General features: G+C 63.8%; 17 protein-coding genes. 7 read left to right on the top strand and 10 right to left on the bottom strand.

The window, feature by feature from the left end:
* Positions 1 to 20: 20 nt before the first annotated feature.
* On the top strand, positions 21 to 1,208 hold the full coding sequence (nhaA, locus tag J4E58_RS27660; protein WP_087089228.1) for a Na+/H+ antiporter NhaA: 1,188 nt from the start codon (positions 21 to 23) through the stop codon (positions 1,206 to 1,208).
* A gap of 79 nt (positions 1,209 to 1,287) precedes the next feature.
* Here nhaA and J4E58_RS27655 read toward each other — a convergent pair whose 3' ends face one another.
* Positions 1,288 to 1,752, bottom strand: a complete 465-nt coding sequence (locus J4E58_RS27655) for a glycine zipper 2TM domain-containing protein (RefSeq protein WP_007923357.1) — start codon at positions 1,750 to 1,752, stop codon at positions 1,288 to 1,290.
* Between the two features lie 174 nt (positions 1,753 to 1,926).
* Between J4E58_RS27655 and J4E58_RS27650 the strand changes: the two genes are divergently transcribed.
* Positions 1,927 to 2,163: a hypothetical protein gene (locus J4E58_RS27650; RefSeq protein ID WP_087089231.1), complete on the top strand. Its 237-nt coding sequence runs from the start codon at positions 1,927 to 1,929 to the stop codon at positions 2,161 to 2,163.
* A gap of 13 nt (positions 2,164 to 2,176) precedes the next feature.
* On the opposite strand, the gene pdxH is transcribed toward J4E58_RS27650, so the two are convergent.
* The 5 genes from pdxH to dinG form a co-directional block, all read right to left on the bottom strand.
* A complete protein-coding gene (pdxH, locus tag J4E58_RS27645; protein ID WP_007923081.1) occupies positions 2,177 to 2,824 on the bottom strand; it encodes a pyridoxamine 5'-phosphate oxidase in 648 nt (215 codons plus the stop codon).
* 31 nt (positions 2,825 to 2,855) lie between these two features.
* Positions 2,856 to 4,034, bottom strand: a complete 1,179-nt coding sequence (locus J4E58_RS27640) for an OmpA family protein (RefSeq protein ID WP_087089233.1) — start codon at positions 4,032 to 4,034, stop codon at positions 2,856 to 2,858.
* Positions 4,035 to 4,174: 140 nt separating this feature from the next.
* The gene (locus J4E58_RS27635) at positions 4,175 to 5,320 is read right to left on the bottom strand and encodes an EstA family serine hydrolase (RefSeq protein ID WP_009042473.1); all 1,146 of its coding nucleotides are present in this window, start codon (positions 5,318 to 5,320) and stop codon (positions 4,175 to 4,177) included.
* A 220-nt stretch (positions 5,321 to 5,540) separates the two neighbouring features.
* Positions 5,541 to 7,964 (bottom strand): beta-galactosidase, encoded by a 2,424-nt coding sequence (locus tag J4E58_RS27630; protein ID WP_087089235.1) that lies wholly within the window; start codon positions 7,962 to 7,964, stop codon positions 5,541 to 5,543.
* A 95-nt stretch (positions 7,965 to 8,059) separates the two neighbouring features.
* On the bottom strand, positions 8,060 to 10,204 hold the full coding sequence (dinG, locus tag J4E58_RS27625; RefSeq protein WP_087089237.1) for an ATP-dependent DNA helicase DinG: 2,145 nt from the start codon (positions 10,202 to 10,204) through the stop codon (positions 8,060 to 8,062).
* 99 nt (positions 10,205 to 10,303) lie between these two features.
* Here dinG and J4E58_RS27620 point away from each other — a divergent pair, with 99 nt between their 5' ends.
* Complete coding sequence (locus tag J4E58_RS27620; RefSeq protein WP_087089239.1) at positions 10,304 to 10,768, top strand: CopD family protein; 465 nt, start codon at positions 10,304 to 10,306, stop codon at positions 10,766 to 10,768.
* A 118-nt stretch (positions 10,769 to 10,886) separates the two neighbouring features.
* Here J4E58_RS27620 and J4E58_RS27615 read toward each other — a convergent pair whose 3' ends face one another.
* From J4E58_RS27615 to J4E58_RS27600, 4 genes are all read right to left on the bottom strand, one after another.
* A complete protein-coding gene (locus J4E58_RS27615; RefSeq protein ID WP_087089241.1) occupies positions 10,887 to 11,645 on the bottom strand; it encodes a hypothetical protein in 759 nt (252 codons plus the stop codon).
* Positions 11,638 to 11,916, bottom strand: coding sequence for a DUF1145 domain-containing protein (locus tag J4E58_RS27610; RefSeq protein ID WP_007923058.1), 279 nt, complete (start codon positions 11,914 to 11,916; stop codon positions 11,638 to 11,640). Before J4E58_RS27610 ends, J4E58_RS27615 begins: the two co-directional genes overlap by 8 nt.
* Positions 11,917 to 12,034: 118 nt before the next feature.
* Positions 12,035 to 12,754: an OmpA family protein gene (locus J4E58_RS27605; protein ID WP_053259850.1), complete on the bottom strand. Its 720-nt coding sequence runs from the start codon at positions 12,752 to 12,754 to the stop codon at positions 12,035 to 12,037.
* Between the two features lie 102 nt (positions 12,755 to 12,856).
* Positions 12,857 to 13,549, bottom strand: a complete 693-nt coding sequence (locus tag J4E58_RS27600; RefSeq protein ID WP_007923054.1) for an OmpA family protein — start codon at positions 13,547 to 13,549, stop codon at positions 12,857 to 12,859.
* A 195-nt stretch (positions 13,550 to 13,744) separates the two neighbouring features.
* Between J4E58_RS27600 and J4E58_RS27595 the strand changes: the two genes are divergently transcribed.
* The 4 genes from J4E58_RS27595 (at position 13,745) to J4E58_RS27580 (ending at position 15,488) form a co-directional block, all read left to right on the top strand.
* On the top strand, positions 13,745 to 14,242 hold the full coding sequence (locus J4E58_RS27595; RefSeq protein ID WP_007923053.1) for a DUF6231 family protein: 498 nt from the start codon (positions 13,745 to 13,747) through the stop codon (positions 14,240 to 14,242).
* A gap of 4 nt (positions 14,243 to 14,246) precedes the next feature.
* Positions 14,247 to 14,723: a YchJ family protein gene (locus J4E58_RS27590; protein WP_009042467.1), complete on the top strand. Its 477-nt coding sequence runs from the start codon at positions 14,247 to 14,249 to the stop codon at positions 14,721 to 14,723.
* Between the two features lie 73 nt (positions 14,724 to 14,796).
* Complete coding sequence (locus J4E58_RS27585; RefSeq protein ID WP_087089243.1) at positions 14,797 to 15,291, top strand: LEA type 2 family protein; 495 nt, start codon at positions 14,797 to 14,799, stop codon at positions 15,289 to 15,291.
* Positions 15,288 to 15,488, top strand: a complete 201-nt coding sequence (locus J4E58_RS27580; RefSeq protein WP_007923047.1) for an SEC-C metal-binding domain-containing protein — start codon at positions 15,288 to 15,290, stop codon at positions 15,486 to 15,488. Before J4E58_RS27585 ends, J4E58_RS27580 begins: the two co-directional genes overlap by 4 nt.
* Positions 15,489 to 15,634: the final 146 nt, after the last annotated feature.

Genomic DNA, 15,634 nt, shown 5'->3' with positions numbered 1-15,634 from the left:
TTTTTTGATGGAGAGCGACCTTGCCTCTGCGTAGCACTTTCACGCGTTTCTTTCAGTTGGAAGCTGCCAGCGGTCTGTTATTGATTGCCGCTGCCGTGCTTGCCCTGATCATCAACAACTCACCGCTGTCCTGGCTGTACAACGGCCTGCTGGACACTCCCGTGGTCGCCCAGATCGGCGCCCTGAAAATCGCCAAGCCCTTGCTGCTGTGGATCAACGACGGCCTGATGGCCATGTTCTTCCTGCTGATAGGCCTGGAGGTCAAGCGCGAGCTCCTCGACGGCCACCTGTCCAAGCCTTCGCAGATCGTCCTGCCGGGCGCCGCCGCCATCGGCGGCATGGTGGTACCGGCGCTGATCTACTGGTTCCTCAACAAGGACAACCCGCCGGCGCTCAGCGGCTGGGCGATCCCCATGGCCACCGACATCGCCTTCGCCCTCGGCGTGCTGGCCCTGCTGGGCAAGCGGGTTCCGGTGTCGCTGAAGCTGTTCCTGATGACGCTGGCGATCATCGACGACCTGGGCGCCATCATCGTCATCGCGATTTTCTACTCCGGCGCCCTGTCGACCCTGTCGCTGGTACTCGCGGCTGCCTGCCTGGCGGCGCTGGTGGCGATGAACCGCCTGGGGGTGGTCAAGCTCGGGCCGTATATGATCATCGGCCTGATCCTCTGGGTCTGCGTGCTCAAGAGTGGCGTCCACGCGACCCTGGCCGGCGTGACCCTGGCGTTCTGTATCCCGCTGCGCACCCGCAATGCCGAGCCTTCGCCGCTGCTGAGCCTGGAACATGCGCTGCATCCGTGGGTCGCCTACGGCATCCTGCCGCTGTTCGCCTTCGCCAATGCCGGCCTGTCGCTGCAGGGCATCACCGTGGAAAGCTTCACCCACTATGTGCCCATGGGCATCGCCATCGGCCTGCTGCTGGGCAAGACCGTCGGCGTGTTCGGCCTGACCTGGCTGGCGGTGAAGATGGGGCTGGCCGCCCTTCCCGGCGGCGCCAACTGGGGCCAGGTGCTGGGCGTGGCGATCCTCTGCGGGATCGGCTTCACCATGAGCCTGTTCGTGGGTTCCCTGGCCTTTGTGCCCGGCAGCAGCGAATACGCCGGCATGGACCGCATGGGCATCCTCACCGGCTCGCTCTTCGCCGCCCTGATCGGCTACGCGGTGACGGCCGCGGCTAGCCGCAAGAACCCACAACTGCCGGCATAACCGCCGGCGTTGCCAGGGCTGAAAACACAAAACCCCGACCAGTTGCCTGGCCGGGGTTTTGTCTTGTCGCGGTTAACGCTTAGTGGGCGACACGGCTGGTGCCGTTGACGCTCATGATGCGTACGCGCTCGCCAACGCGGAACACTTCGTTTTGTTCAACTTGTTGTACATAGGCACGCATGCTGCCGTCGTCTTCACGCACGGTGATTTCCACGCCCTGGGTACGGGTCAGGCCTTCCTCGGTGGCGGAACCGATCAGGCCGCCCGCCACCGCACCGATGACCGCCGCCACGATGCTGCCTTTGCCGCCGCCGATGGCGCTGCCGCCAACGCCACCGACCGCTGCGCCGGCGAGGCCGCCGATCGGGGTCTTGGTGCCTTCGATTTTCACCGGACGCAGGGATTCGATGGTGCCCATGCGAACGGTCTGTACGCGACGCGCCTCGTCACGGGAGTAAGAGTCACCGGACAGATTGGATTGGCAACCGGTGAGCAACATGGCCATCGTGGAAAAGGAAGCAACCAGCAAAACAGACTTACGCATAGGATCAACTCCAAAGGACAGATAATCATTAAACTCCGCAGCTTGACGCCTGTCACGGCGTCGCCCGGATAAAATGTGTTCCATTCAGCAGCAGTACAGACTGCTTGAATATAAAAAACTCTTCACACGGTAGCGCTTATTTCCCGAGTTGCGCCACCGGCCAAAGGATTTTCCATGGATTACTTCATCATCGTCGTGACCACCGTTGCCGGCCTGTACTTCCATTGGTGGCTGTATGTACGGATCAAGCGCTGGATGGACCGGGACCTGGCGCTGTCGCTGGCCGACGGGGACGAGAAGAAGAAATCCTTCATGCTGCAACAACTGGCGAATGCCCATCGCCAGAAAGTAAAACGCCGGGACCTGCCACGGTGGCTTAAAGCCGCCGCGGCCGGTTATCCCGGCGAATGACCTGATTCCTGGTTCAGGGGGCCAGGCGCTCACGCACCCAGTCGGCACCTTGCAGGCGGTAGTTCAAACGATCGTGCAAACGGCTGGCGCGCCCTTGCCAGAACTCGATGCGCTCCGGTAACAGGCGATAACCACCCCAGTGCTCGGGGCAATGGGGCTGGGTATCGCTGAAGCGCTCCTCGGTGTTCTTGAGCAAGGCTTCCAGCTCCTGGCGATCGGCGATCACCTGGCTCTGCGGCGATGCCCAGGCACCCAGGCGGCTGCCCAGCGGGCGGACCTGGAAGTAGGCATCGGACTCCTCTGCGGTGACCTTGACCACCCGCCCTTCTATACGCACCTGACGCTCCAGGGCTGGCCAGAAGAAGGTCATGGCGGCAAAAGGCCGTGCGGCCAGTTGCTGCCCCTTGGCGCTGTCGTAGTTGGTGAAAAAGGTGAACCCCTGCGCATCCAGCCCCTTGAGCAGCAGGATGCGGCAATGGGGGCGCCCCTCTTCGTCAACGGTTGCCAGGGTCATCGCATTGGCCTCGACCGGCGGCTGCTCGGTTTTCACCGCCTCCGCGAACCACCGGTGAAACAGCGTGAAGGGCTCGACCGGAGCCTGGGCTTCGGTCAGTCCGTCACGGGTGTAGTCGCGGCGCATGTCCGCCAGTCCCTGGGTCATTGCAGGTTCCTTTTGCCCGATGCCTGATGAATCAGTTCTTCGCCTGTTCGGTCGCTGCCTTGGCTGGAGCCTTGGCAGTGGTGGTTTTCTTGGCGGTTTCTTTCTTCGCTACAGGCTTCTTGGCTGGGGCTTTTTTCGCCGGAGCGGCTTTCTTCGCGGCGACGGCTTTCTTCGAGGAAGCAGCAGGAACGACTGGTTTCACATCCTGCACGGCAACCAGTTCAGCCTCGGATGGAGTCGGCTGGTTGTACTTGCTCAGCAGGGCCAGCATGGTGCTGCGCTGGGTGACGATGATTTCCACGCGACGGTTCAGCGCACGCCCTTCGGCGCTGTCGTTGGCCGCACGAGGCATCACCGAACCCATGCCACGCAGCATCAGGCGATCGCGCTTCAGGCCAGTGAGGCTGAAAATCGCGGCAACGGACTGCGCACGGTCACGGCTCAGCTTCTGGTTGGCCGCCGCGGCACCGGTGGTGTCGGCATGGCCCAGTACCAGCACGGAAGTCTTGGCGTCGGTACCCACGGCCTTGGCCACGCGGGTGAACGGGCTCAGGGTGACCGGCAGCAACATGGCCGGGCGATCCGGGTTGAACGAACCGTCGACCGGGGCGGTCACCACCAGGGTGTTCTCGCGACGTTCCAGTTGCAGGCGGCTGTCCTTGATGGCTTCACGCAGGCGCGGCTCGTAGTCGTCCAGCCAGGCCTGGGTGATTTTTGGATCCGGCATCGGGATGTCTTTAACATCTGCCTTGGTCGGAGACGTGGGCTGCTGATTGAAAGGCCACCACCAGTTGCCGGTCTCGGTCTTGGCGACCTTCGGAGCCGCAGTCGCGGCATCCGCCTTGGCCTTGGCGTCGGCTACTGGCTCTTTGACTGCGTCTTTGCTCGTGTCCTTGGAAGGGAATGGCCACCACCAGTTGGTGGTCTCGGCCTTGGCGGCCGGAGCAGCGGCGGAAGCGGTCGCGGTTGCGTTTTCGACCTTGGCCGCTGCAGGAGCGGTCGCGGACTTGGCGGTGGATGTGGCGGCGGACTTGGCCGCGGAAACCTCGTTGGCAGCTGCTTTTGCTGCCGGTTGCACCGCTTCCTTGCTGGCGGCCTTATCGGAACCGAAGGACCACCAATGCCCACCTTCTGCGTCATTTTGTGGAGTTTGTGCACAACCGGTGACAGTGAGGCAAAGAGCCAAGGCTAAAGACTTGTTCGACGACATGGGATATCCACAAAATGAGATCAAAAATTACGGTCTCTACGAACCGTACAAACAGACGCTTTGAAAGTATAAAAGCCACAGGGTTCCTTTCTGATGCCTTTACTCATGTTTAGGCAAAAAAAATCCTGACAGCAACTTTTTTACAGACAATCCGACAGAACCCTCACCAACTTCTGCGCCCTTGGATCCATCAGCACGTACGGCCCCAGGGTATTGGTGACAAAACCGAAGGCCACATCGTACTCAGGATCGGCAAAACCGATGGAGCCACCCGCTCCCGGATGGCCGAAGGCGCGTGGGCCGAGACCGAAGGTCGCGTTGGCCACCTGCGGCTGGTCAAGCATGCAACCCAGGCCGAAACGGGTCTGGGTCAACAGGGTCTTGTCCATGCCGACGCTGTGTTCGCGCGTCAGCTCTTCGAGCATGTCCGCTTCCAGCAGGCTGCCATCGAGCAGGCCGCTGTAGAACCCGGCCAGGCTGCGGGCATTGCCATGGCCATTGGCCGCTGGCTGTTGCATGCGCCGCCATTCCGGCTTGTTGGTACTGGTCATGATCGACGGCGGGTTGGTGAACGCCCGGGTGGTCATGGCCGTGGGTTCGCGCATGGTCACTTGCAGCAGGCGCTGCGCGGCCGCGTCACCGACATTGCCCTTGCCCCGGGCGATGTGCGCCACGCGGTAAAACTCCTCGTCCGCCAGGCCGACATGGAAATCCAGCCCCAGCGGCCTGGCGACCCGTGCCACGATGGACTCGCCGGGACCACGCCCGTCAGCCCGCCGCAGCAGCTCACCCACCAGCCAGCCGTAGGTAATGGCCGCATAACCATGACCTTCACCCGGAGTCCACCAAGGAGCCTCCGCCGCGAGGGCATCGACCATGGTTTGCCAGTCGTAGAGCGCTTCCGGCGCCAACAGCTCACGCAAGGCCGGCAGCCCGGCCTGATGGCAGAGCAACTGCCGCAGGGTGATCGCTTCCTTGCCGGCCGCGGCGAACTCAGGCCAATACCGGGCAACTGGCGCGTCCAGTTGCAACTTGCCTTCGGCCACCAGTTGCAGGGCGGTGACCGCGGTAAAGGTCTTGGTGCAGGAAAACAGGTTGGCGATGGTATCGCTGTGCCAGGCCTCGCTGCCGTCCTTGTCGGCGGTGCCGGCCCAGAGGTCGAGCACGGTTTCCCCGCCGATCTGAATGCACAACGCCGCGCCGCGCTCCTGGGGATCCTCGAAGAGTGCCGCGAAGGCTTCGCGCACCGCCTCGAATTTAAGCTCGTAATGACCCTGAATCTGCACCCGTGACTCCCCCAGACCATGCTCTACAAAGTGGTGCGCATTGTTCCAGCCCTTGAGGGTTTTGGGAACAGAAGCGAGCCCGGTGGCGATCCACCGGAAGAATTGTTCAGAAAATCGACGGACATTGAACGCAGCGCGGGCCGGTCAGCCCCTACGGGTGACAGCAGAGGCGGACCGGCCCGCGTGAGGGAAGTCGTACCCTAAAGGCCTGGCTCAGCGATCAATGGCCATTCGCCGAATGACCACCCGCATGGCCGCCGCCCTGCCCTGCGCCCTTGCCATCATGGCCCGGCTTGCCACCATCGGCATGACCAGCGGTCTTGTCGGCCTCTGCCTTGGCCTTCCCGGCTTCCTTGCCCAACTGCTCAAGGGCCTGCAGGTTGCTCTTGCGCACGCTGTCGACAAACCCCTGGAACGGCACATCGGTGATGCCCACCAAGCCGAAATGGCCGTTCTCGCCGTCCAGCAGACGGCCGGTGACCGGTTGATCGAGGTACTGGAACCAGTGCACGCCGACAATCGACGGCTCGTTCAGCGCCTGCTTGAGGAATTGGGCATAGGCCGGGCCGCGATCCTCCTCCCGCACCAGCTCGGTCACACCACCCCAGAATGGGCCGCGATCCCGGGAGCCGAAGTTGAACTCGGTGATCAGGACCGGCTTGTCCAGCGTGTTCAGCCGGGCAAAGTCGTAACCGTCCTGTGGCTTGAGGGTGTACATGTTGAAACTCAACACATCGCAATACTGGGCGCAGGACGCCACGGCCTCGGGGGTGCTGATGGCGAAGCGTCCACCCAGCAGCAGATGATTCGGCGCGTGCCACTTCAGCGAATCGGAGATGGTCTTGAAGTAGGTGTCGGCAAAGACCTTCTGGAAGTATTTGAAGTCAGCTTCAATCTCCGGATGTTCCGGGCTAGGCAAAGGCGGCTCGAACCCCGGGTCCTCCATCAGTTCCCAGGCGCTCAGGTTGATGCCCCAGGCCTTCGACAGGCCCTCCTGGTTACGGTACTTGTCGCGCAGTTGCTTGAGGAACGCACGCTTGGCCGGGACATCGGTGGTCATGCGCAACGTGCCGTATGCCAGGGCATAACGCGACTTGGGGTCATCGCCGGGGCCGGCCCAGGCCAGTTCGTTGTCGGCGAAGTAGCCGATCAGCCAGGGATCGTCGCGGTGATCGCGGGCGGCAATGGCCACGGCGCGCTCGGTGGCCATGGCAAAACGCGGATCGAACGGATCGGGCATGCCGCCCCACCAGTCGGTGCCGGTGCTGATGCTTGCATAGTCGCCGACGATCGACAGCGGCAAGGTGTAGGGCACGCGGTCGTTCAGGCCCAGCGCCGGCGCGCTCCAGTTGCCGATGGTGTTGAAACCCCAGGCTTGCAGGCGATCCAGGGTGTGACTGGCCCAGCGTTTCTGGTCCAGGGCCGCGGCAGGGCAAGCTGGCGCGGCTGGCGGCTCGGTGCCCGGCCCGGCCTGGGCCTCCTGGGCGTCGGCCTTGGCGGCATCCGCCACACCGGCCTTGGTTTCGCTGCCCGGGGTGCAAGGCACGCCGTAGGTGCGCTGCAGATTGGCGCCATAGAAGTCGTACCAGCGACCGGCGTTGTAGGCGCGGCCCTGGTCGGCGCCATTGCCGCCGCGGCTGTCGCCTTCGCCGTAATAACCGGCCAGCGGCTCGCCGACGTTAGGCAGTGTCGCGAACATCCACTCACGACCGGCGACGTAGGTCTGGCTGTTGTCCGCCGCGACCGCATTGACCCCCAGGGAATAGAACGGATGCCCCTGGGGCGTCACCAGATACCAGCGCCCATCGCGCTTCTCGGTACGGAAGAAACCACTGGCCTTGAAGGCCGGTCCGTTGCTCCAGCCACCGAAGGTGTCCAGGGAGGCGCGCTCACGTTCGGCCAGCCAGGTTTTCAGTTGCTGTTGTTCCTTGCTCGCGGCGGCCTTGAGCTGCTCGTCGCTGGAGATTTTTTCCGGCCACTTGGCGCGGGTCGACTGGCCATAGGCATCCACCAGACCACCGTAGGCCGCCTTGGCCACCGCCTCGCCGTCCTGCACGCCGAAACGTTCGAGCAGGATGCTCTGGGCGGCTTTCGGTTGATCCATGGACAAGGTCACCGAGACCACCTGGCTGCGGTCCAGCTCGCCTTCGCTGCTGGCCAGCAGTACGCGCTGGCCTTCGAAGGTCATCGGCATCGGCGGACCGGCCTTCATGCCCTGGCTCAGCGGCGAACTGGCAACCAGCGGCACCAGCAGGGTCTGCGCCGGGCCGGCCGGCAGGTCGATGCGACTGACCAGGGTCTTGCCGTCATTGCTCTGGATCTTCACGTACAGGGTCAGGGCCCAGTTCATCGCACTCTGGATCCGCAGGCTCATGACCCCGGACTGCGACCAGTCCCAGGCACCGGTCTGCGGGGTCAGGCGCAGGCTGGGTTGAATTGCCGGATTGAAGGTCACCCGGCGCAGCACTTCGCCCTCGGCTGTCTGCTCCGCGTTGGCTTGCGGCAGGCTGGCATCCACTGTCGCCACCTGCACCACATCGGCAGGCCGGACAAAGTTGAACAGCGTCTGTTGCCCCGCGGGCGCGGCGAGCAGCGGCGTGGCGAACAACAGAGCAAAGACAGCGGGTAACGAACGGCGAATCATAGGGACCTGGTGCTCCTTAACGGCCGATGAGCGGCCTGTGTGCAATCAGAGGGATATGCAATGGACAACGCGACCGGCCCACAGGCCGGCCGCGCTCAGGAAATTTCCCGGCGGAACGGCGGCAACGCATTGAGAATAGCCTTGCCATAACGCTGGGTGACCAGGCGCCGGTCCAGCAGGGTGATCGTGCCGCGGTCCTGTTCGGTACGCAGCAGGCGACCGCAGGCCTGGACCAGCTTGAGCGAGGCGTCCGGCACCGAGATTTCCATGAACGGATTGCCGCCCCTGGTTTCGATCCACTCTGCCAGCGCGGCCTCCACCGGATCGTCCGGCACCGAGAACGGGATCTTGGCGATCACCACGTGCTCGCAGTAAGCGCCGGGCAGGTCCACACCCTCGGCAAAGCTGGCCAGGCCGAACAGCACGCTGGAATCGCCGCCATCGACCCGCGCCTTGTGCTTGTTCAAAGTTTCCTGTTTCGACAGGTTGCCTTGAATGAACACCTGCTTGCGCCAGTCGCGGTCGAGGCCGTCGAACACGTCTTGCATCTGCTTGCGCGACGAGAACAGCACCAGGGTGCCCCGCGAGCCCTCCACCAGTTCCGGCAGGTCGCGGATGATCGCCGCGGTGTGGGCCGGCGCATCCCGTGGGTCGGCGCGCAGGTCGGGGACCCGCAGCACCCCGGCATCGGCGTGATGGAAGGGGCTGGGCACCACCGCCGTCACGGCCTTTTTCGGCAGCCCGGCACGCATGCGGAAACGATCGAAGGAGCCCAGGGCAGTCAGGGTGGCGGAGGTCACGAGCGCGCCATAGGCCACGTTCCACAGGTTGCGACGGAGCATCTCCGCGGCGAGGATCGGGCTGGCGTTGACCTCGATGTCGAACAGCGAGCCGCTTTCCGCCAGGGTCAGCCAGCGTGCCATCGGCGGGTTGTCTTCCGGGTCTTCGGTGGTGAAGGCGGTCCACAGTTCCCAGTTGCCCGAAGCGCGGGACAGCAGGCTGCCGAACAGCGGGTACCACTCTTCGGCCTGGTTGCTGGCGATGCCAATGTTGACCTCGCCGTCCATGCCTTCCTTGAGCAGGTCGGTCAGGCGGGTGAACAGGTCGGTCAGGCGCGAGAAGCCTTTTTTCAGCTCGATGCCCATTTCGCGCATATGGTCGGGGATCAGCCCGCCGACAAAACGATGGCGCGGCCGCTCGCGGCCTTCCATGTCTTCGCCGGTCTTGAAGTCGGCCAGTTGTTCGCAGGCGGTGAACATGAACTGCTGCTGGGTCTTGATCTCCCGCGCCAGCTCCGGCACCTGCTCGATCAGCTTGCCCAGATCGCCCGGCAACGGGTGCTGGGCCAGCAGTTTGGTGAGGTTCTTGGCGGTCTGCTCCAGCCAGTCGGCGGTGGAGCGCAGGCGAGTGTAATGGGCGAAGTGGCCGATGGCCTTGTCCGGCAGGTGGTGGCCTTCGTCGAACACATAGAGGGTGTCGCGCGGGTCCGGCAACACCGCGCCACCGCCCAGGGCCAGGTCGGCCAGGACCATGTCGTGGTTGGTGACGATCACGTCGACCTTGCCCATGCCTTCGCGGGCCTTGTAGAAGGCGCACTGGCCGAAGTTCGGGCAATGGCGGTTGGTGCACTGGCTGTGATCGGTGGTCAGGCGCGCCCAGTCAGAGTCCTCCAGGGTGGTGGGCCAGCTGTCGCGGTCGCCGTCCCATTTATTGCCGGCGAGCTTCTCGATCATGCTGGTGAACAGCTTCTGGCTGGCCTCGTCGACCTCGATCTTGAAGCCTTCTTCTTCGAACAACTGGGCGGTGGCGGTTTGCGCGTGGCCTTCCTGCAGCAGCATGTCGAGCTTGGACAGGCACATGTAGCGGCCACGGCCCTTGGCCAGGGAGAAGGTGAAGTTCAGCCCGCTGTTGCGCATCAGGTCGGGCAGATCCTTGTAGACGATCTGCTCCTGCAGGGCGACGGTGGCGGTGGCGATCACCAGGCGCTTGCCGGCGGCCTTGGCGGTCGGGATCGCCGCCAGGCTGTAGGCCACGGTCTTGCCGGTACCGGTGCCCGCTTCCACGGCCACCACGGCCGGGTCGCCGGAGCGCCGGCCTTCGTCATCGGTGTCGACATCGCCCAGGACCTTGGCCACTTCGGCGATCATCAGGCGCTGGCCGTAACGCGGTTTCAGGCTCTTGGCTTCGAGAAAACGCGAGTAGGCGCCCTGGATCGTGGTTTTGAGTTCGTTGCTGATCATGGTTCTTCGGGCGCGAGAAACGCTGGATAAATTTTCAGTGGTTCGGATCGGCCGCTATCATACCCCGCTAATTCATCCCGCGCAGAACGGAGTACCCGAATGACAGCCTTTGCCCTTGCCTACACCCTGCATGTCCTGGCCGCCCTGGTCTGGGTCGGCGGCATGTTTTTCGCCTGGATGGTGCTGCGCCCCGCGGCGGTGGCGGCCCTTGAGGGGCCGGCGCGATTGAAGCTGTGGGCAGAAGTGTTCCCACGGTTTTTCGTCTGGGTCTGGGTCGCGGTGGTGCTGTTGCCGATCAGCGGCGTCGGCCTGATCCACCTGCGTTTCAGCGGCTTCGAGACCGCGCCACGTTATGTGCAGGTGATGATGGGCCTGTATGTGGTGATGACCGCGCTGTTTATCCGGATCCAGTCGTTGCAGCTGCCAGCGCTGCGTCAGGCGGTGGCGGCCGAGGACTGGCCGACGGGGGCCACGACCTTGGGCAATATTCGGAAATTGGTGGGGATCAATCTGATCATCGGCCTGTTGCTGGTGGCGGTCGCGGCGGCCCGGCCGATGTTCTAAAAGCCGATACCGGAAAAAGCATCGCGGGCAAGCCTCGCTCCTACAGACAGCACCATCGTGTAGGAGCGAGGCTTGCCCGCGATAGCGTCAGAGTCAGCAGCGCCTGTTCGAAGGCCGCCTACAGGCGTTGCACGGTTACCGAACCCGCGGGGCCTGCCGGCCCTGCATGGCCTTCGGCACCAGGACGGCCACTCTTGCCACCGTCGGCACGATAGACGAAGCAGCCTTTGGACTTGCCACCGGCCCCGGGTTTGCCGCCCGCACCGGCCACACCGCCGGCCCCACCATCGACTAAGACCTTGATCTGCTCCGCCGGATAATCCCGCGGCAGTTCGACCCGCACCTGGGCACCCGCCGCCCCCGGCTGGCCATCACCGCCGTTGTCGCCATCGGCGCCACGCCCGGCCTGGCCCCAGGTGCAACCCGGCTCCTCGCCGTTGGCGCCATCGAGGCCGACATAACCCGGCGCGCCGGTGCCACCGCGCGCATCCACCGAGAGTTCCCCGGCCTGCAGCGAGGTGATGCGCAGCGTCAGGTTACGTCCGGGCTTGGCCACCTTCTCATAGGTCCCCGGAGCCCCGCGGGAGGTGATCTGGCTGCCGGCCTCCAGATCGGCATGATCGATGTCCAGTTGCAGGCTTTGTTCAGCTGGAACGATAGCGATCCGCGCTTCGCGCCCCAGGCGCAACTCGCCGACCTTGACCTCGGTGACCGTGGACGGAATCAGCAAGGTGCCGTAGTCGGCCACTTCCAGGCGTTCCAGTCGCAGGCTGCTGGTGGTGTTGGGCAGGCGCATCAGGGAGTGGGTCTCGACTGTCACCACCTGGGCCAAAACCTGCGGGCTGCACAGTACCGCGAGCAGGCAGAGCTTACGCATGGCCGGCCTCCGCGGGCTTCGCCGCCTTGAAGGTCTGCAGATGGAAAATGCCGGTCAGGAGAATCTGCAGGCGATCGCGCCAAGGGTGGGCGCGGCCTTTGAGGCTGCCGTTGAACAGCAGCAACTCCATCAGGTGGGTCAGCAGCAACAGGCTGCCTGCCAGATTGAGCAACAGATGAATCGGATTGATCAGCGGGCTGACCAGATTAAATAGCACCAGCAACCAGAACAGCAGCGTCAATAGCTTGCCCAGCCCCCAAAACACCTTCATATGCCCCCCTTTGCGAATTTTTCTTTGCGCGCACAGTACCGACTTCGGCGCGGAATAAGCCAGAGGGCGGCGAAAATTCTCCCGCCGCCCCCTGCCAAGCCGCCCTGGCGCCTGCTGCTCAACGCTGAATATGCAGCTCCACCCGGCGGTTCTGCGCCCTCCCTTCTTCGGTGGCATTATCGGCGACAGGCTCGCTCTCGCCCTTGCCCTGGCTGGTCAGTTTGTCCGGCGTCAGGCCCTGGCTCAGGAGGAAGGCGACGACGCTGCTGGCGCGGCGTTCGGAGAGTTTCTGGTTGTATTCATCCGTCCCCTGGCTGTCGGTGTGACCGATGACCTTGATGCTCTGCACGTCGGCGCCCTGCAGCTTGGCCAGCAGCCCTTGCAGCTGGTTTTGGGCTTCGGGGGTCAGCTGCGCCGAGTCGAAGGCAAACAGCACATCGCCCTGATCGCTGAGGGTGATCACCTCGGACTGCGCCGCCGGCTCGGCTGCCGGTGCGGCCGGGTATTGCGGCAGCGGGCAGCCGCGGTTGTCGACCGGGGTATTGGCCGGGGTATCCGGGCAACGGTCACGGCGGTCGAACACGCCGTCATCGTCCTTGTCACCATCCTGGGCGTAGCAGATCAAGCCGCCGGTCACCAGGCCGAGTGCCGCGCCACCCGCAGCCCAGCCACCGCTTTCAATGGCGCCCAGGCCGCCGCCCACCAGGCCGCCGAGCAGGCTGCAGACCGGCCACGTACGCTGGTTGAGGGGGGCAGTGCCGTCGCTGTGGGTAGCACAACCTGTGAGCAGGCTGCCGAGCAGTAGAACCGGCAAGGCGGCTCGCGAGAGAAGACTCATCATGAATGCTCCTGTGTCACCGGCCCATACCGGTCACACAGGAGTAAAGACCCGCATGGGCGGCTGCACAAGCCGCCCATGCCAGGCAATCACGCCGGACAATCAGCGGTTGATTTTGATTTCCGTGCGACGGTTCATCGCCCGGCCATCGGCAGTCTTATTATCCGCGACCGGTTGGCTTTCGCCAGCACCGACGACCGAAACGAAACTGCTGCGAGGTACGCCCGCGCTGATCAGGTACTCGGTCACCGAGCGTGCGCGCTTTTCCGAGAGGCGCTGGTTGTAGGCATCGCTGCCCACGCTGTCGGTGTGCCCGGTCACCCGCAGTTGCGCACTTGGCGCTTCCTGCTTCAGGCGTGTGGCGATGGTGTCGAGCTTGGCCTTGTCGGCAGCGGTCAGCCTGGCCGAATCGAATTCGAAGTGCACATCACGGATAACAATGGTCTCTTCCTTGACCACCACCGCTTCCTCGACCACCGCCACAGGCTCTGGCGGGCAACCGTTGGCGTCCACCTGCACGCCTTTAGGCGTGCCTGGGCACTTGTCGCGACTGTCCGGCACGCCATCGCCGTCTTCGTCGCCATCACCGTGCACCCAGCAATAACCGGCCGCGACACCAGCCCCCAGCAAGGCGCCGTAGCCTGCCCAGGACGAGCTTTCAATCGCGCCCAACGCGGCCCCACCGACGCCCCCGACAGCGGCGCAGGTCGGCCAGTCGGTTTTCTGCAAACCTGCGCAACCAGTCAACACACTGGTTAGCAGAACCAAGGGTAATGCTGTCCGAACTATGCTCATCTAGTTATCTCCTGAGGGAATCGGCTTAGAACCGATTGGGGGAGTAAAGACCTGGCTTTAAATCTCCGCCAGCATCAGGCCGGCGGGCTTTGCCCCTGGATTTACCCAGGATCGGCTGTCATTTCAGACAAAACGGCTCTAGGCCCGCGGGTCCGGGCAGGCTAGTCTTTGCCACTCAAAGAGTGAGGAACTTCGATGACCGCAGGTATTTCTTCGCGCACGCCCCAGCAGGCCCTGGCCGCCCTGCTCGATCGCTACGCCCCGCAACAGCTGCTGCTGATCGGTGCCAGCGGGTTTCCGGCCCTGGAGGCGTTTCGCCAGGCACACCCCGAAACCGTCATTGCCCAGACCGCGCCCGGCCCCTTGCCGGCGGAACTGGCGGCGCGCCGTTTCGACCTGGCGCTGGCGGTCGACTGCCTGGAGCACCTGCCCAAGCGCGACGGCCTGAACCTGCTCGGCGGGATCCGCAACCTCAATGCCAGCCGCATCGCGGTACTGGCCGACCTGAATGCCTGCGGCTGGCAGGAGACCGACTTTTTCTCCCTGGCCCTGCAGGCCAGCGAACGTTTCCAGCGCGACGAACAGGTCCTGACCCTGTTCACCTACGATCTGCTTGAATACAAACAAGTGCCCGACTGGCTCAATTCCAGGTTCTGGGCGAATCCGGAAAACTTCGGAAAGTACTGGTGGTAATGCAATGAGTACCTCTATTTGTCCCTGCGGCAGCGGCAACCTGCTGGATGCCTGCTGCGGCCACTACCATGCCGGCCACCCCGCGCCCTGCGCCGAGGCCCTGATGCGCTCGCGCTACAGCGCCTACGTGCTGGGCCTGGTGGATTATCTGGTGGCCACCACGCTGCCGGCGCAACAGAGCGGCCTGGACCGCCAGTCCATCGGCGACTGGAGCGCGCAAAGCACCTGGCTGGGCCTGGAAGTCGAAAGCTCGGAAGTCTTCGGTGGCCAGCCGGAGCACGCCTTCGTCACTTTCACCGCGCGCTGGCACGACAGCCACGGCGAACACAGCCATCGCGAACGCTCATCCTTCGTGCAGAACAGTGGGCACTGGTATTTCATCGACCCGACCGTGCAACTCAAGGCCGGCCGCAACGACGCCTGCCCCTGCGCCAGCGGGCAGAAATTCAAGAAGTGCTGCGCCAGCTACTTCGCCAGCTGAATACCCGCCCCTGAGCCTGTCCTCGCGTGCGCTCCATGGTTGCTAGACTGGGAGCTCAAACGGAGTAACCCCCATGCTCGTTCAGCTGCGCGCACTACGGACCCTCGGACTGCTCACGGTGCTGGCGCTTTCGGGTTGCGCCTCGTGGTTCGTCGACGACACCCTCGACCCGCAGGTGCACCTGGTCAAGGTCGAGGTGATCAAGGCTAATTTGCTGGAGCAGCGCCTGCTCTTGCACTTTCGGGTCGACAACCCCAACGATGCCGACCTGACCGTCCGCGCCCTGGAATACCGAGTTCATCTCGGCGACGTGTTGCTGGCGGAGGGTGAGCATGAACACTGGTTCACCATCGGCCCCAAGCACAGCGCCTACTTCCAGGTCCCCGTGCGCACCAACCTGTGGCCGCAGATACACCAGGTGGTGAAATGGCTGAAGGAACCGCAGCAACCGATCCCCTATCGCCTGGACGGTTTGCTGGAAACCGGATTATTCATCGGCCATGACGTGCACCTGGCGCGCAAAGGCGAGATAATTCCCGCCGATTTTATTCCGGAGCAACCTCGATGACCCAGCAACCCCATGTCCATGGCCCTGACTGCAACCACGATCATGACCACCACGATCACGACCATGGCCATGTTCACGGTCCGCATTGCAACCATGCTCACCAGGAGCCGGTGCGCAACGCCTTGAAAGATGTCGGCCGCAACGACCCTTGCCCATGTGGCAGCAGCAAGAAATTCAAGAAGTGCCACGGCGCCTGATGGCGTGACGCACTGCCTTTATCTTCTGTAGGAGCGAAGCTTGCTCGCGATGCAGGCGCCTCGGACCTTGCGGTGCCAAGACGTTCTGAGCAAGCTCGCTTGTATGTCTTAAGGTGGGCCTGTCGGGGTGGAGGGACTTAACTCGC

The organism is Pseudomonas sp. FW305-25 (assembly GCF_017351415.1).
In the GTDB taxonomy this organism is placed as follows: Bacteria; Pseudomonadota; Gammaproteobacteria; order Pseudomonadales; family Pseudomonadaceae; genus Aquipseudomonas; species Aquipseudomonas chlororaphis.
The sequence above is the reverse complement of the archived record's forward strand: the minus strand, read 5'-3'. Positions and strand labels throughout refer to the sequence as shown.

What these genes read in the sequence shown, in the direction of transcription:
- J4E58_RS27655 (WP_007923357.1), bottom strand. Translation starts at nt 1,752, where the DNA reads ATGCGTAAGTCTGTTTTGCTGGTTGCTTCCTTTTCCACGATGGCCATG.
- J4E58_RS27650 (WP_087089231.1), top strand. Translation starts at nt 1,927, where the DNA reads ATGGATTACTTCATCATCGTCGTGACCACCGTTGCCGGCCTGTACTTC.
- pdxH (WP_007923081.1), bottom strand. Translation starts at nt 2,824, where the DNA reads ATGACCCAGGGACTGGCGGACATGCGCCGCGACTACACCCGTGACGGA.
- J4E58_RS27640 (WP_087089233.1), bottom strand. Translation starts at nt 4,034, where the DNA reads ATGTCGTCGAACAAGTCTTTAGCCTTGGCTCTTTGCCTCACTGTCACC.
- J4E58_RS27630 (WP_087089235.1), bottom strand. Translation starts at nt 7,964, where the DNA reads ATGATTCGCCGTTCGTTACCCGCTGTCTTTGCTCTGTTGTTCGCCACG.
- dinG (WP_087089237.1), bottom strand. Translation starts at nt 10,204, where the DNA reads ATGATCAGCAACGAACTCAAAACCACGATCCAGGGCGCCTACTCGCGT.
- J4E58_RS27620 (WP_087089239.1), top strand. Translation starts at nt 10,304, where the DNA reads ATGACAGCCTTTGCCCTTGCCTACACCCTGCATGTCCTGGCCGCCCTG.
- J4E58_RS27615 (WP_087089241.1), bottom strand. Translation starts at nt 11,645, where the DNA reads ATGCGTAAGCTCTGCCTGCTCGCGGTACTGTGCAGCCCGCAGGTTTTG.
- J4E58_RS27610 (WP_007923058.1), bottom strand. Translation starts at nt 11,916, where the DNA reads ATGAAGGTGTTTTGGGGGCTGGGCAAGCTATTGACGCTGCTGTTCTGG.
- J4E58_RS27605 (WP_053259850.1), bottom strand. Translation starts at nt 12,754, where the DNA reads ATGAGTCTTCTCTCGCGAGCCGCCTTGCCGGTTCTACTGCTCGGCAGC.
- J4E58_RS27600 (WP_007923054.1), bottom strand. Translation starts at nt 13,549, where the DNA reads ATGAGCATAGTTCGGACAGCATTACCCTTGGTTCTGCTAACCAGTGTG.
- J4E58_RS27595 (WP_007923053.1), top strand. Translation starts at nt 13,745, where the DNA reads ATGACCGCAGGTATTTCTTCGCGCACGCCCCAGCAGGCCCTGGCCGCC.
- J4E58_RS27590 (WP_009042467.1), top strand. Translation starts at nt 14,247, where the DNA reads ATGAGTACCTCTATTTGTCCCTGCGGCAGCGGCAACCTGCTGGATGCC.
- J4E58_RS27585 (WP_087089243.1), top strand. Translation starts at nt 14,797, where the DNA reads ATGCTCGTTCAGCTGCGCGCACTACGGACCCTCGGACTGCTCACGGTG.
- J4E58_RS27580 (WP_007923047.1), top strand. Translation starts at nt 15,288, where the DNA reads ATGACCCAGCAACCCCATGTCCATGGCCCTGACTGCAACCACGATCAT.